Annotated in this window: 13 protein-coding genes and 2 pseudogenes; 9 read left to right on the forward strand and 6 right to left on the reverse strand. The window is 66.4% G+C overall.

The window, feature by feature from the left end:
* Window positions 1-178: 178 nt before the first annotated feature.
* From istA (ACNJ7K_RS15735) to istB (ACNJ7K_RS15755), 5 genes are all read left to right on the forward strand, one after another.
* Window positions 179-1753 (forward strand): IS21 family transposase, encoded by a 1575-nt coding sequence (gene istA / locus ACNJ7K_RS15735; RefSeq protein ID WP_268655857.1) that lies wholly within the window; start codon window positions 179-181, stop codon window positions 1751-1753.
* Complete coding sequence (istB, locus tag ACNJ7K_RS15740) at window positions 1750-2520, forward strand: IS21-like element helper ATPase IstB (protein ID WP_487041594.1); 771 nt, start codon at window positions 1750-1752, stop codon at window positions 2518-2520. The genes istA (ACNJ7K_RS15735) and istB (ACNJ7K_RS15740) overlap by 4 nt, the downstream gene beginning before the upstream one ends.
* Window positions 2521-3284: 764 nt before the next feature.
* Window positions 3285-3440 carry an LGFP repeat-containing protein gene (locus ACNJ7K_RS15745; RefSeq protein WP_225623553.1) on the forward strand — a complete coding sequence of 52 codons (156 nt, stop codon included), beginning with the start codon at window positions 3285-3287 and terminating at the stop codon, window positions 3438-3440.
* A gap of 445 nt (window positions 3441-3885) precedes the next feature.
* On the forward strand, window positions 3886-5385 hold the full coding sequence (gene istA / locus ACNJ7K_RS15750; protein ID WP_487041900.1) for an IS21 family transposase: 1500 nt from the start codon (window positions 3886-3888) through the stop codon (window positions 5383-5385).
* The gene (istB, locus tag ACNJ7K_RS15755; RefSeq protein ID WP_024101627.1) at window positions 5382-6170 is read left to right on the forward strand and encodes an IS21-like element helper ATPase IstB; all 789 of its coding nucleotides are present in this window, start codon (window positions 5382-5384) and stop codon (window positions 6168-6170) included. Before istA (ACNJ7K_RS15750) ends, istB (ACNJ7K_RS15755) begins: the two co-directional genes overlap by 4 nt.
* A 107-nt stretch (window positions 6171-6277) precedes the next feature.
* On the opposite strand, the pseudogene ACNJ7K_RS15760 reads toward istB (ACNJ7K_RS15755), so the two are convergent.
* The 4 genes and pseudogenes from ACNJ7K_RS15760 to ACNJ7K_RS15775 form a co-directional block, all read right to left on the reverse strand.
* A pseudogene (locus ACNJ7K_RS15760) lies at window positions 6278-6445 on the reverse strand (TOBE domain-containing protein); the annotation flags it as partial.
* A gap of 189 nt (window positions 6446-6634) precedes the next feature.
* Window positions 6635-6997, reverse strand: a complete 363-nt coding sequence (locus ACNJ7K_RS15765; protein ID WP_455409097.1) for an ester cyclase — start codon at window positions 6995-6997, stop codon at window positions 6635-6637.
* Window positions 6998-7039: 42 nt separating this feature from the next.
* Complete coding sequence (locus tag ACNJ7K_RS15770) at window positions 7040-7471, reverse strand: hypothetical protein (RefSeq protein ID WP_120282676.1); 432 nt, start codon at window positions 7469-7471, stop codon at window positions 7040-7042.
* A gap of 307 nt (window positions 7472-7778) precedes the next feature.
* The gene (locus tag ACNJ7K_RS15775; protein ID WP_216850652.1) at window positions 7779-9770 is read right to left on the reverse strand and encodes an MFS transporter; all 1992 of its coding nucleotides are present in this window, start codon (window positions 9768-9770) and stop codon (window positions 7779-7781) included.
* Between the two features lie 209 nt (window positions 9771-9979).
* On the opposite strand from ACNJ7K_RS15775, the gene ACNJ7K_RS15780 reads away from it, so the two are divergent.
* Both ACNJ7K_RS15780 and ACNJ7K_RS15785 read left to right on the forward strand, forming a co-directional pair.
* Window positions 9980-10414, forward strand: coding sequence for a DUF7662 domain-containing protein (locus ACNJ7K_RS15780; protein ID WP_455409098.1), 435 nt, complete (start codon window positions 9980-9982; stop codon window positions 10412-10414).
* A pseudogene (locus ACNJ7K_RS15785) lies at window positions 10323-10514 on the forward strand (transposase); the annotation flags it as partial. The gene ACNJ7K_RS15780 and the pseudogene ACNJ7K_RS15785, both read left to right, overlap by 92 nt.
* 250 nt (window positions 10515-10764) lie before the next feature.
* Here ACNJ7K_RS15785 and ACNJ7K_RS15790 read toward each other — a convergent pair.
* Window positions 10765-11190, reverse strand: coding sequence for an amphi-Trp domain-containing protein (locus ACNJ7K_RS15790; protein ID WP_120282679.1), 426 nt, complete (start codon window positions 11188-11190; stop codon window positions 10765-10767).
* Between the two features lie 277 nt (window positions 11191-11467).
* On the reverse strand, window positions 11468-11668 hold the full coding sequence (locus ACNJ7K_RS15795; protein WP_120282680.1) for a hypothetical protein: 201 nt from the start codon (window positions 11666-11668) through the stop codon (window positions 11468-11470).
* 249 nt (window positions 11669-11917) lie between these two features.
* Between ACNJ7K_RS15795 and ACNJ7K_RS15800 the strand changes: the two genes are divergently transcribed.
* Window positions 11918-13573, forward strand: a complete 1656-nt coding sequence (locus tag ACNJ7K_RS15800) for an acyclic terpene utilization AtuA family protein (protein ID WP_455409181.1) — start codon at window positions 11918-11920, stop codon at window positions 13571-13573.
* Complete coding sequence (locus tag ACNJ7K_RS15805) at window positions 13570-15168, forward strand: acyl-CoA carboxylase subunit beta (RefSeq protein WP_487041901.1); 1599 nt, start codon at window positions 13570-13572, stop codon at window positions 15166-15168. Before ACNJ7K_RS15800 ends, ACNJ7K_RS15805 begins: the two co-directional genes overlap by 4 nt.
* The last annotated feature ends 7 nt before the right edge of the window (window positions 15169-15175 follow it).

A 15175-nucleotide genomic window follows, 5' to 3' on the forward strand; every position in this document is an offset into this window, starting at 1 on the left:
TGCAAGCGGACATGCCAATCTCCCTATAGGCGGACAGGTTCGTCCCTGCTGACGGACAGCTGATCTCCCTTCCGATGGACACGGGGGCCGGCGGTGTGTCGGTCCTGACACAGACGCCCCTCCGGGGTTTTGCTCGAGGTCTTCGACCACCTACGAGCAACTCCCACCGGAGGGACGCATGAAGAAGTCTGACAGGGACATCATGGAAATTCTCGAGGCCTACGACACCACCGGCAACGCGCACTCCGCAGCGCAGCTGGCCGGGGTCGATCCGAAAACCGTCCGACGCTACGTCGCCGCCCGAGACGCCGGTATGCCGCTGACCGGCCCGTCGCGACGGCCACGCATCATCGACGACTACATGCCCAAGATCGAAGAATGGGTCGAGCGCAGTAAAGGCAAGGTCCGCGCCGACATCGTCCACGAACGCCTCGTCGATCTCGGTTTCGACGGCACCGAACGCACCACCCGACGCGCCGTCGCAGATGTGAAAGCAGCATGGCAGGCCGGCCATCGCCGCACCTATCGACCGTGGATCACCGAGCCCGGGTTGTGGATGCAGTTCGACTGGGGCGACGGCCCGAAAGTTCCTGGCCCGGGCGGGGTTCTACGCTCGACCTTGTTGTTCTGCGCCTGGTTGGCATGGTCCCGCTACCGGGTGGTGATCCCGGTCTGGGATCAGACGTTGCCGACGTTGATCGCGTGTCTCGACGCCACGGTGCGTCGCTTCGGCGGAGTCCCGACCTACGCGTTGACCGACAATCCGCGCACCGTGAGCATCGATCACATCGCCGGAATCCCGGTGCGGCATCCGCAGATCGTCGAGACCGCCCGCCACTACGGCATGACCGTGCACACCTGCATCCCTTACGATCCGGAATCGAAGGGCGGCAGCGAAGCAACCGTCAAGATCGCCAAGGCCGATCTGGTGCCCACTGACGCGAATCTGCTGCCGGACTATGTGTCGTTCGTCGAACTCGAGGCGGCCTGCGAGCGGTTCTGCGCCACCGTCAACGGCCGTCGGCACCGCGAAAGCGCCCGCATCCCCACCGAGGCGGTGGCCGAGGAACGCGCCCGCCTGCACACCCTGCCGGCCAGCCCGCACACCCTGGCACTGGGCACCACCCGCAGTGTCGGCACCGACCAGACGATCCGCTTCGGGTCAGTGCGGTATTCGACCCCGCCCGGGTTGGTCGGCTCCGAAGTGTGGGTGCGCGTTGCCGGCACCGAACTGGTCGTCGTGGCCGATCTCGATGCCCTGCCCCGGGTTCCGGACTGGGCTGAGAACAGACGGGGTTTGAGTGAGGTTGCCCGGCATCTGCTTTCGACACCGGGCAACCCGCAGATCGACCCGGCGCATTATCCCGATCATCCGCAGGATCCGGACGGGTCACCGAAGCCGCCGGTCCCGAAGGCTCGCTCCGCGGCCGAGGCCCGGTTCCTCGACCTCGGCCCCGGTGCGCACACCTGGTTGATCGCCGCGTCGGCGGCCGGGACGGTCCGGATCCGGGCGAAGATGACCGGCGCGGTCGAGTTGGCCGCATTTGTCGGCGCCGCCGCCGTCGATGCCGCGTTGGCGGTCGCGGCCGAGGCCGGCCGCTTCGCCGACGGTGATCTGCCGGCGATCGTCGCGCATCACACCGCCACCGCAGCCGAGACCGGGCTCGTCGTCGCCGACGAGGCTCATTCGGTCCAACCCGGCACCGCGGCCTGGGCGGGATTCGGTGCCGCCGGAACCGGAGTCGGGTCATGAACGCCTCTGCACCACCACTACCCGACGATCTCATCGCCGTCCTCAAACGGATGCGGCTACCGTATCTCCGCGCCGCCGCACCGGAGGTGCTGGCCACCGCCAAAGCGCAGCGATGGGATCCCACCGAGGTCCTCAAGGTTCTTCTCGACGAGGAGGTCCGCGGTCGGGATGAGGCGACGAAGGCGATGCGCCGAAAAACTGCAGGGCTTCCCGCGGGCAAGACGTTTTCCTCCTGGCGCGAGACGGATTCGTCGATCCCGCTACCCACCCAGCACGCTCTGGCCACGTTGGAGTGGGTGGGGCGTGCCGAGAATCTTGCGGTCAGCGGGCCGTCGGGAACCGGCAAGACCCACTTCGTCGAGGCACTCGCGCATGCGGTCATCGACGCGGGGATGCGGGTGTCCTGGTTCAGTCTCGAATCGTTGACCGCCGCGATCGGGCGGGCTGCGGTGGACGGATCGATCACCAAGACCATCACCCGCATCACTCGCGCCGAGATGATCGTCGTCGACGATATCGGCATGCTGCCGTCGGGGCAGGCTGCTGCCGAGGCGTTCTACCGTCTCGTCGACGCTGCCTATGAGCGGCGCAGCGTGGTGGTGACCAGCAACCTCCACCCGTCCGGCTTCGACACGATCATGCCGGAGACCCTAGCCACCGCCGCCGTCGACCGATTGCTGCACCATGCGCATGTCGTGATCACCGAGGGCACCTCACTGCGGCTGCAGGACGCCACCGCCGGACGCGGGGTGATGCCGTTGACCTGACCTGGTGCGGGAGATCGGCTGACCGCCGACAGGGAGATCAGCTGTCCGCGCGCAGGGACATGACCTGTCCGCCTACAGGGACGCTCTCATGTCCCTTGACACCGAGCACTCGCGCTCGGCAGCGGCGTGCCCCACCGTATCGACGCGTGCTGCTCTTTCGGACCCCCCGAGGAGCAGCATCGAGAGCGTATCCGAACATTTCAGCCGACTTCCCGGCATCTGTGGTCGACGCCCGCGAGCCACGGGAGAAGACGCCGCCGGATGAATCGGCCGAAATCCCCGGCGTTTCGCGGCCGGCCTGATGGCATGAGGTTGTCGGACGAGGGCTTTTCCACTCGAAACCCCGTCGGGGTGCGGAGTGCATCGTGGGTTGCCGTCCGGCTCGCTACTGTTACGCCCCTGTCGGTACCTGTGTTTCGATTTCACCCCCTGATTCATTCTGTCGGCGCCGACGGCGATGCCGAACTCTTTCGTCGACGGAGGTATGTATCCGCGACGGCGGACGGTTCACGGTAGGAACGCTGGTACGCCCCGGAGAATGGGTGCACCGACTACATCTGAAGTGGGGAGCCCTGCCGACGGGGCGGATCGACGGAGACGCCATCAAGGTGACTGCGCCGAGAACGAAGGCGGGCGGTAGCGTCGAGTGGGATCACCCGTGGCAGACACCGGTCAGGGAACGTCCGCCGCTGACGAGTGCTCGGGTATCGGTGGTTCGTCGGTGGTGTGGTCATCCAGAAGACCGGTCATCCTCCGTACATCGTGTGGGGGAGATTCGCAACAAGTGGAACGAGCTCGGCGGTAGCCAGGGCGCATTGGGCTACCCGGTCAGTGATGAGATCGACGTCGACGGGGTGAAGGTGAGTACGTTCGAGCGCGGCTCGATCTACTTCGAAGACGGTGTCGTGAGCGTCCGCTGATCGGCATCGGCGTTCCCGACCATCGTTCAGGGCGAACGAGTGCATGCTGTCGTCGTTCTCCAACCGAAATCCGCAGCAGCGGAATCCGACTCCGCGAGCATGTCGGCTCTCTGATCGCCGGCTGCACGTCACCTCGTACGAATCGGCTTCGTCGAGTCGCTACCTGTATAGGGATCGGGAAAGACTTTCGGTCATCGCCGTGCAACCCGTGTGGGGCGTGTTCCGCGTTCACCCCCACTCGGCGGCCCACTGTCCTTGCGCGGCGGTGGCTACCTCGTGTCCATGGCCATGAGAAAGTCCCCACTGGTGGCCGAGTAACGGTCCCCACCGGTGGCCAGATGAAAGTCCCCGCCTCGTGTTCGTCGTGATTCCCACCGGAACACCAGGCCTGAGCGGTGAAGGTGAAGGTGCCACCCAGTCACCTGTCACCGCCCAGGGAGTTCCATTGAAGTCTGCGAAGGACCGCATGGACATCATTTCCGCCTACCGCGAGGTCGGCACCTACCGAGGCGCCGCCGAGATGTGCGGCACCACCCACAAAACCGTCCGCCGTGTCATCGAACGATTCGAAGCCGGCGACACCCCACCCCCACGACAACCCCGCCCCCGCAACTACGACACCGTCACCGAGATCGTCGCAGAACGCATCGCCTCGTCCCGCGGCAGAATCTCCGCCAAACGCCTGCTCCCCATCGCCGCGGCCGCCGGATACACCGGCTCGGACCGCAACTTCCGCCGCCTCGTCGCCGACGAGAAAACCAAGTGGCGCAAAAACAATCACCGCGGTCGCCGCCCCGCCGTGTGGACACCGGGTGAATACCTGGTCATCGACTGGGCCACCCTCGGTGCCGGCCTGCACCTGTTCTGCGCGGTGCTGGCGTATTCACGGTGGCGGTTCGTCGCCTTCGCCACCGACGAACGCGCCGCCACCACCTTGACGCTGATCGCCGAGGCCCTCGCCGCGATCGGCGGGGTGCCCACCAAGGTCCTGGCCGACCGGATGGCCTGCCTCAAAGGCGCAGTCGTGGCGAACGTGGTGGTCCCGACCCCGGACTACGTGCGGATGGCCACCCACTACGGGTTCCGTCCCGACTTCTGCCACGCCGCCGACCCCGAATCGAAGGGCGTCGTCGAACACCTCGTCGGCTACGCCCAACGCGACCTGGTCGTCCCGCTGCTCACCGACGCCGACCTGTCCGGCCGACCGGTGGACCTGGCCGCCGCGAACGCCGCCGCGAAGGCCTGGTGCATCGAGGTCAACACCCGGGTGCACACCGAGATCGACGCGGTCCCCGCCCAGCGCCTGCGCGAGGAACAGGCCGTGCTCGGGCCGCTGCCGTCGCTGCGACTGCAGATCGGGCCGCCACCGGTGACCCGCAAGGTCGACAAGCTCTCCTGCATCCGCTTCGGCTCGGCCCGCTATTCGGTGCCGACCCGCCTGATCGGGGCCACCGTCACCGTCACCGCCGGCGAGGGGCGACTGCTGATCGCCGACCCCGCCACAGGGGAGGTCGCCGCCGATCACGCGCTCACCGCCCCGGGCACCGCGTCGATCCTCGACGAGCACTACCCGACCCCACGACAGGCTCCCAGTCGTGGTCCGCGACCGAAAACCGACGTCGAGAAACGATTCTGCGCACTCGGTCCGGTCGCCGAACAGTTCCTCGTCGGCGCCGCCGCGGCCGCCAACACCCGCCTGCCCGCCGAACTCGCGGTGCTCCTGGACCTGCAGGCCGCGCACGGCACCGATGCCCTGCTCGCCGCCCTGACCCGGGCAGTGGCGTTCCGGCGGTTCCGCGCCGACGACGTCCGTTCCATCCTCGACGCCGGCGCCGGGGTTCCCCAACCCCGCCCCGGCGGTGAGGCGCTGGTGCTGGACCTGCCGACCGCCCCGACCCGATCTCTCGACGCCTACGCCGTCACCCGAGAGGAGACCGCACGATGAGCAGTTCGAGCACCGCCGTTCCGCCGGCGGTCGCGGCGTTGCCCGCCGACCTCGACGCCGGTCTGCGCCGACTCAAACTCGCCACCGTCCGCCGCACCGCCGCCGAGGTCCTGCAGACCGCCAAGACCCAACGCTGGACTCCGGAGGAGGTGCTGCGCACCCTGATCGAAGCGGAGTTGGCCGCCCGCGACGCCTCCAACATCGCCGCCCGACTCAAAGCGGCCGCGTTCCCCGTCGCCAAGACCCTCGACAGTTTTATCGTCGCCGAGTCCTCCATCCCACAAGCCACATTCGACTACCTGATCGGTTTGGAATGGGTTCGTTCCCACGCCAATCTGGCGTTGGTCGGCCCGCCGGGTACCGGAAAATCCCACACCCTGATCGGGTTGGGGATCGCGGCCGTGCACGCCGGGCACAAGGTCCGCTATTTCACCGCCGCCGACCTCGTCGAAGCCCTCTACCGCGGCCTGGCCGACAACACTGTCGGCAAGACCATCGACACGCTGTTGCGGGCAGATCTGATCATCGTCGACGAGGTCGGGTTCGCGCCGCTGGACGACACCGGCACCCAGTTGCTGTTCCGACTCGTCGCCGGCGCCTACGAACGCCGATCCCTGGCGGTCGCCTCGCACTGGCCGTTCGAGCAGTGGGGCCGGTTCCTGCCCGAACACACCACCGCCGCCGGCATCCTCGACCGGCTCTTGCACCACGCCACCGTCGTGCTCACCGACGGTGAGTCCTACCGGATGCGCCAGGCCCGACACGAACGAGGTGAACGCCCCTGACCCCAACCCCGAACACCCACGAGGCGGGGACTTCCACCTGGCCAAGAGCGGGGACACCACGATGGCCGTTGACACCTCGGGCCTGAGGACGCTTCGAAGGACTGAACCGGGTATGCCACGCCGGCGCCGAGTACCCGGATGCCGACGCGGTCGCCCGGATCGAGAGTGGTGACACCGAAGCGGCGCACGGTGACCCGTTCGGGGACTGCACCACCGGGGGCGTCGAGGCGGATGCCGATGAGCATTTCCGATCCGAGATACTCGACGTCGACGACGGCTCGCAACCGTCTTCAGGTCCTTGCGGAGGGAGCAGGCGATCAGCGGTGCGAGAACCGCATCGACGGTATTGCGCGGTCGGTCGTGTGCCTCGACATCTCGGATTCCCCCGCTACCCGGCGGCGGATGCGCTGGGCGTGGCGCTCGGCGCGCGCCATCCGGGTCAGATAGGCCGGCGTCGGCGGGACTCACCCGAGTTGCTTGGCGAGCCCCAGATCGTCCCGGTTCGCCCAATGCTCGACGATCTTGCCGTTTTCGATTCGGCACCGATGAGATCGAGTGATCGCGAATGTTCGACCCGTGGGAGGGAAGACGGTGTCGAGCGTGCCGTCTTCGGTGTAGAAGGCGATCGGTGCGGTGTGGTGTCCGTGCATCGTCGAGTTCACCGTGACGAGATTCCACTCGGTAACGGCGTGGTGGATCTCGTACCTCAGATCTTCGAATGCGGCGCGCAACCTGAGCGCGAGTTCGTAGAAGGCGTCGGGCCCGGTGCCGCGCGCCGAGGGCGGCGCGGTTTTGCGCTCTCGGGTGAACCCGCCGACGCCGATCACTTCATCGAAAAGCGGCGCGGTTCCCGCGCGCCATGTAGGTTTCTACGGAGTTACGACCGCTGTCTGCCGTCTGCGATCCAGTGCGTCGATCACGAGGGCTGCACCGATGCCGAACATCCACACGTCCTTGGCCACGGCGGTGCCATCCTGGGTGGGTCGGATCGAGCCGTGCTCGTGCATGCCCGGGGTTTTCCAGTACATGGTCAACAATCCACCGCTGAAGGCCGCGAGTGCGGCCCCAACAAGCGCAGAGGGCACGAACGGCGCGAGCAGTGCTACACCGAGGGTCGTTTCGGCTGCAGAGACCGTCTTTCCGAAAGTCTCCGGCCGCATCGTGCGTACAGCGGGAACAGCGTTGGCGGCCATGCCCTGTAACCCGGCGGCAGCTTCGGAGGACAATGCTCGCTTTCCAAGGCCCGAGTTGAGAATGAACGCGCCGGTTGTCAGACGGAGGGGAAGATGACTCAATCTCACAGTTCTCTCCTCTGTGCGTCAGGTCGAACCTCGGTTGAAGTGTCGGAGTACTTCGATCATCCCGCGGTCGACCGGCAGACGCCACCTGTGATGTACCGCGTGTCGGTGAAGGCAAGGAGGACATCGTCGCTTTCGACCTACGCGCCGACCGCCTAGTGGGCGGGGACGCCGAGCGCGGATTCGGTTCGCGGTCGCAGTGGTGCTTGGCATCGCTGTTACGGGGTTCGTTATATGTCGAGCCGACGGACACTGAGCTTTCAGATGCTCTCGCACCTGTCGGCGCTGAGTTCAGCTGCAGTCGGGTTGTTCATGTGTGCGTTGCCGGTGCCTCCCAGGGCAACACCGCGACAGCGTCGGAGTCACGACGGTCAGCCGACCGGTTGGTGCCGGCGAGTGGGATGGCGATGTCGACGACCTCGGACTCGATGGTCAACGACACTTTGCGGGCGTGGGCGCGCCCGGTGGGGGCGTCGTACGCGATCAATACATAGCGACCGGTCGGAGGCAGCTGGAAGGAGTAGCGGCCGCGGTCGTCGCAGTGGGTGGAGTCGATATGTTTTCCCATCGCCTCGCTGAGCGCAACCAGTGCGCCGGGGGCGAGTCGGCCGTCGCAGGTGACGGTGCCGGAGACGGTGAGTTCGTCGTCGAGGGTGATGTCCTGGACGATCTCGCCGCCGGCGAAGTCGATCACGGTGGCGGACGGTGCCCAGCCGAGGGTGTTCGCGACCACCACGTAGGTGCCCGGGCCGGGCAGCACCACCGCATAGCGGCCGTCGTTGTCGGCCCGGCTCCAGTCCAGCTGTTCGCCGTGCATGTCGAGCACTGATACCAGCATCATCCCGCGGGCGTTGTTGTCGGAGCGGGCCAGCCGGATCTGGCCCCGCACGACCGCTTCGTGTTTCTCCTGGCCTTGGGCGCGGGCGAGTTCCAGTTCGCGGTGGGTGCGGCGGTCTCTGGGGATCAGGGCCGCCACCGCGGCACAGGTCGCTGCTGCCAGGGCGCCGAGGCCGAGTACGAGCTGGAATGCCGTGTCGGTGGCGTAGAAGTTACCGGCGATCTCGACCTGGTGGGTCGCCATGATGACCGCGACCAGGGTGCTGGCCAACGAGGTGCCGACCGAGCGCACCAGTGAGTTCAGGCCGTTGGCCGATGCGGTCTTGGTGATCGGTACCGAGGACATGATCAGTGTCGGCATCGCGGCGAAGGCCAGCGCGGTGCCGATTCCGACCAGGGTCGAGCCGATCACGACCGCGGTCACGGACTCGGCGTAGACGAGGCGGCCGGCGTAGGCCAGTGCCATGAGTGCCGCGCCGGACAGGAGCACCAGGCGGCCGCCCCATCGGCCCAGCAACCACCCGGACAGCGGTGACATGGCCACCATCGCCAACCCCGAGGGCACCATCGCCAGACCGGCAGCGCTGACGCCCAGGTCGAACCCGGTGCCGCTGACACTGGGCTGCTGGAGAACCTGGACGGTGACCAGCATGTTCACGAACATCGCTGTCCCGGCGAAGATGGAGGCGAGGTTGGTCATCAGCACCGGTCGTTGCGCACTGGTGCGCAGGTCGACCAGGGGCTCGTTGACGCGCAGCTCCAGCGGCGTCCAGATTGCGAACAGCAGCACCGAGGAGGCAAACAGGCCGAGGGTCAGCGGCTGGCCCCATCCCCAGGTGTTGCCCTTGGAGATCGGCAGCAGCAGGCATACCAGTGCCGCCGAGAGCACCAGCGCCCCGACTGCGTCGAAGCGGCCCGGTGTGCGCACCGGTGACTCCTCGACCACCACGAGCAACGCCACGACCAGCACCGTTCCGATGACGGCGCTGAACCAGAAGATCGAGTGCCAACCCAGCCAGTCGGTCAACACGCCCGCCAGGGGGAGCCCGAGCGCCGAACCGATGCCCATCGTCGCGCTCATCAACGCTACCGCACTGCCGATGCGCTCTGGTGGGAGCTTGTCGCGCAGCAGGCTGATCCCCACTGCGATCAGCGAGGCACCGAAGCCCTGCAGCGCTCTCCCGGCGATCATCGTCAGGAAGGAGACCTCCATGGCGCAGATCACCGAGCCGACGATCATCGCCCCCAATGCGACCGACAACATCCGCCGCTTGCCGTACATGTCGGCCATCCGGGCCACGACCGGGGTACTCACGGCGGCGGTGAGCAGGGTGGCGGTGACCAGCCACGAGGAGTTCGAGGTGGAGATGTCCAGTAGCCCGGGGAACTCCGGCAGCAGCGGAATGACCAGGGTGAACTGCAACGCTGAGACCATGCCGCACAGTGACAGCACCACAATCGTCATCCAGGTTGGCACATGGCGAGACATCGGACTCCTTCGAATCGGGGCAAGGTCGATCGTTGGCACCCAGTTTTGCTCACCGGGGAGGGTGTGGGTGGTCTGGCACGCTCGGTGTCGCCGGGTTTCTCGCCGCATTTCGCAACCAGCGACAGTTCGACCGGCCATACCGACCACTGCGCCAAGGCGCGGCGACACCACAGGTCCCCGGCGGTATGTGCACTGGCGATTTTCGGCGTGGTTGGTGCGGTGCTCGGAGCTACCGGCGTCCTCAGCCGTCTCGAGTGGGCATCTGGTGGTCGGGAGACCGGCCCCAAGTCGACGCGTGGCGAGCGGCCGGCTTCACCCTCAGTGAGCTTCAGTTGGGGGAGACGGTCACCTTCTCTCGCGCCGTCACGGATAAGAACGCGCGACTTGTGGTCGAGGTGCCCAGCAGAGCGGAACTGAAGACGGTGACCGAACGCTCGGAGCAAGCCGCTGATGTCGATCTGGTGCTGATCACCTGTGAAGTCGAAGCCGGACGTGCCGGCGGCGGCGAAGGATCTGTACATCTCGCCGTTGTTCACCGCTATCGTCTGCGTGCTCACCAGGGGCTGTGCCTGGCGGCACCTGCCGCCGTCATTCGGGGGCAGTGCTCCGAACGCGCATAGTCGGTTCACGCCCTGAGTCAAGGATGGGGTGTTCGACGAGCTGCACCGCCGGGTCCTCGATCGGCTCGGTGCCGGCGGGGACCTGGACTGGTCCGCCGCGTCCCACGCATCGCCCGCCGCGGCGTTGCCGACTGACCATCCGCTACGAGCACCACGGCGAGAACTTCGCTGCCTTCCTCCGACTCGCCGCGGCGTCGACCTGCTTCGAGAAACTCGCCGAATGAGACATTCTCTGAAACAGGAAAGGTACTAACGGAACTCTGCCGATGTCAGAGTGTTGAGGAAGGGCCGACATCAAGTCCTGCCACTTCTACGTGACCCATATGGAAGCCCCTCATTCGGGGTATCGATCAGTCGGCGGCGCGCTTACGCGGCCGACCACGCCGCGCCGTCTTCTTGACCGGGGCTCTCCGTCGCGGCTCGGTTTGCTGAGGCTCGTCCTCGTCCTCGCCCTCATCCTCATCCTCATCCGAGTCCTCATCCGAACCTTCGGTGGTGTCCGCTTCCTCGTCCTCCTCCTCGTCCGCATCGGCTTGTGGACTGTCGGATGGGGCGTCGCGCCAACTGAATTCGACTTCAATCTCGACCTGGTCGCCGTCCACCTCGATCTCGAGTTCCCATTCGAGTCGGTCGGCGACGACGAGCGAAATGGTGTCACCGCCCGAGTCCAGTTCCACTTCGGATCCCGTCGCCAAGGCGCGGCCGAGTGCGATCAACCGCTCGGACGCCTGCTTGCGGGAAAGTTCGGCCTTCTGCTTGATCTCCAGCTTCGGCACGGCAACTCCTGACCTCGGTGAAGTATGCATCCACGGTATCTGCCGCGAGGTAGGCAGGAGTCGTGAACGAGGAGTCGTGACGATTTCGAGGTTCGTCGTCCTGGCAAGTTACGTGCGCGCGACCGATCGCGGCGAAGAGTACCTCCGGGCGGGCTTGGACTTGCGGTGTCGCAGGCCTGCCGATGATGTCGGGCCCGGTGCCTTGCCGGTGCCGGTTCGTGGGGCGATGGTTCTGTTCGTGTTGTGACGGTCGACGGTGCGGTCGGTGGTTCTTCTGTCAGGAGTTGTCATGGCCCGTTCCGTTCGAGATGAAGAAGACCGTTCGCTGGCCGATGAGGTGACGCTGCGCGACCTCGAGATGGTGGTGCAGGCACGGATCGGCCGATGTGCGGACGCAGATGCCGTCGAGTTCGGGAGCAGGCGAGGAGCCGCAGAGCCGGCCGGGCGATCCGACGTGCCGGATGGGAGGCGTCGTCACCGCACACGACGGTGATTCCACTCTTGGCCCGCCGGGTTACGGCCAGGGCCGCGCGAAACAGTCATGAGTGCTTGCTCCGAGAGCAGCGGCATGTGACGCTGACCACATGGTGGAGTCGCGTGCACTTCTCGACGGTCTCTCTCCGCTCGTTCCTCAACGGGCAGGCAAACCGGTCCAGGAAGGGATCGCGTGAACCGCGTCGTGCGAATCGGCAACTGCTCCGGTTTCTACGGCGACCGTCTGTCGGCGATGCGCGAGATGCTCGAAGGCGGCGAACTCGACTATGTGACCGGCGACTACCTCGCCGAACTGACGATGCTCATCCTCGGTCGTGACCGTCTGAAGAATCCGGAACTCGGTTACGCCAAGACGTTCCTGCGGCAGGCCGAGGACTGCATGGGGCTCGCCCTCGACAAGGGGGTGCGGATCGTCGCGAACGCCGGTGGTCTCAACCCTGCGGGTCTGGCCGCGGCGCTGCGCACGGTTGCGGATCGGCTCGGTCTGTCACCACGCATCGCCCATGTCGAAGGCGACGATCTCCTCGCTCGCATCGACGAGTTCGGTTTCGAGGCCGACCCGCGCCCGCTGACCGCCAACGCGTATCTCGGTGCGTGGGGCATTACGCGGTGCCTCGACGCCGGAGCCGATATCGTCGTGACCGGGCGAGTCACCGACGCATCGGTGATCGTCGGTCCCGCCGCCGCCCACTTCGGTTGGGCTCCTGAAGACGTCGATGCACTCGCGGGTGCTGTTGTCGCCGGGCACGTCATCGAATGCGGTACCCAGGCGACCGGCGGAAACTATGCGTTCTTCACCGAACTCGACGATCTCGTCCGCCCGGGATTTCCCATCGCCGAGATCGAGGCCGATGGCGCGGCCACGATCACGAAGCACACGGGCACCGGAGGAGCCGTCACCGTCGGTACGGTCACCGCACAACTGCTGTACGAGGTGACGGGCGGACGCTACGCGAACCCCGACGTCACCGCGCGCCTCGACACCGTCACGCTGAGCCGGGAAGCACTCGATCGTGTCCGTATCACCGGTGTGAAGGGCGAGTCGCCCCCACCGACTCTGAAGGTGTGTCTCAACGCCCTTGCCGGGTTCTACAACGAGGTCGTCTTCGTCCTGACCGGACTGGATATCGACGCAAAGGCCCAGTTGGTGCGATCTCAGATGGAATCGAGTCTGCCGAGACGGCCTGCCGAACTCGAATGGGCTCTCGCTCGCACCGACCGTGCCGATGCCGATACGGAGGAAACCGCGAGTGCTCTGCTGCGCTGCACTGCGCGCGATCCCGATCCCGACGTCGTCGGACGCGCATTCACCTCCACGGCGGTCGAGTTCGCCCTTGCAAGCTACCCCGGGTTCTTCGTCACCGCTCCGCCCGGCTCAGGCACCGCCTACGGTGTCTACACGGCCGAGTACGTCGAGGCGACGCGTGTGCCGCACATCGCGGTGCTGTCCGACGGCACCCGCGTCGACATCCCGGCCGCGGCGACCACCCGGGCCCTCGAACCATTGCCGGACCCGAGTGTGCCCGCGCCGCTGTCGCCCGGACAGACTCGCCGCGTTCCGCTCGGCACGATCGCCGGTGCCCGAAGCGGCGACAAGGGCGGTGACGCCAATATCGGGGTGTGGGTCCGATCCGACGACGAATGGCAATGGCTTGCAAACACTCTCACCGTCGACACACTGAAGGAACTGCTCCCCGAAATCGAACCTTTGTCCGTCACGCGTCATCTGCTTCCGAATCTGTGGGCGGTGAACTTCGTGATCGAGGGAATTCTCGGTCGTGGCGTCGCCTCCCGTGCCCGCTTCGACCCGCAGGCCAAGGGCCTCGGTGAATGGTTGCGCGCCCGATACATCGACATCCCCACCGTCCTGCTGGAGAAGCATTCGTGAGCACCTTGATCTCGACCCTCGATCCCGGCTCCACCGAATACGCCGCGGCCGCCGAGACGATGCGTGCTCGTCTGGCCGAACTCGACATCGAACACGGCAAGGCCCTTTCCGGCGGGGGAGAGAAGTACGTCCGGCGCCACCACGACCGGGGCAAGCTGCTTGCGCGGGAGAGGATCGAACTGCTCCTCGACCCCGACTCGCCGTTCCTCGAACTGTCACCGCTCGCGGCCTGGGGCACCGAGTTTCCCGTCGGCGGCAGCGTCGTCACAGGCATCGGTGTGGTCGAAGGCGTCGAATGTGTCATCGTGGCCACCGACCCCACCGTGCGCGGGGGAACCAGCAATCCGTGGACGCTCCGCAAGACGTTGCGTGCCGACGACATCGCCCTGCAGAACCGGATGCCGCTGATCTCCCTCGTCGAATCCGGCGGCGCGGATCTGCCCACGCAGAAGGAAGTGTTCATCCCCGGTGGCCGGCTCTTCCGCGATCTGACCCGGTTGTCGGCGGCAGGCATATCCACCATCGCGGTGGTGTTCGGCAATTCGACCGCGGGCGGCGCATACATCCCCGGTATGTCCGACCACGTGGTGATGATAGAGATGCGGTCGAAGGTGTTCCTCGCCGGTCCGCCGCTGGTGAAGATGGCCACCGGAGAAGAATCGGACGACGAGTCACTCGGCGGCGCCGAGATGCACGCCCGTATCTCGGGTCTGGCCGACCACTTCGCGGTCGACGAACAGGACGCGGTGCGTATCGGTCGCAGCATCGTGCGACGCCTCAACCACCGCAAGGCCGGCCCGGCGCCCCAGGCGGACGTACGCGAACCCCGGTACGACGCCGAGGAGCTGCTCGGGATCGTCCCCGAGGATCTTCGGCAGCCCTTCGATCCGCGGGAGGTCATCGCTCGCGTCGTCGACGATTCCGACTTCGACGAGTTCAAACCGCTCTACGGGTCGTCGCTCGTGACCGGGTGGGCACAGGTGCACGGCTATCCGATCGGGATCCTCGCCAACGCGCGCGGCGTGCTGTTCAACGAGGAATCCCAGAAGGCAGCCCAGTTCATCCAACTCGCCAACCGTGCCGATACGCCGCTGTTGTTCCTGCACAACACCACCGGATACATGGTGGGCCGAGAATACGAGGAGCGCGGCATGATCAAGCACGGGGCGATGATGATCAACGCGGTCGCCAACTCGACGGTGCCGCACATCTCCATACTGATCGGCGCATCCTACGGTGCCGGTCACTACGGCATGTGCGGACGGGCTTTCGATCCGCGGTTCCTGTTCGCGTGGCCCAGCGCCAAATCTGCGGTCATGGGCGGTGCCCAATTGGCCGGGGTCATCTCCCTCGTGGGCCGTGCAGCTGCGCAGGCGCGCGGCCAGGCCTTCGACGAAGCCGCCGACGAGGCGATGCGAGCGGCCGTCGAGAACCAGATCGAAGCCGAATCGCTGCCGATGTTCCTGTCCGGTCGTCTCTACGACGACGGCATCATCGACCCCCGCGATACCCGCACCGTGCTGGGACTGTGCTTGTCGGTCGTTGCCACCGCCCCGATCAGTGGTGCCGAATCCTTCGGCGTCTTCCGGATGTGAGGTTCCC

It is taken from the genome of Rhodococcus shunpengi (assembly GCF_048381395.1).
Lineage (GTDB): Bacteria > Actinomycetota > Actinomycetes > Mycobacteriales > Mycobacteriaceae > Rhodococcus.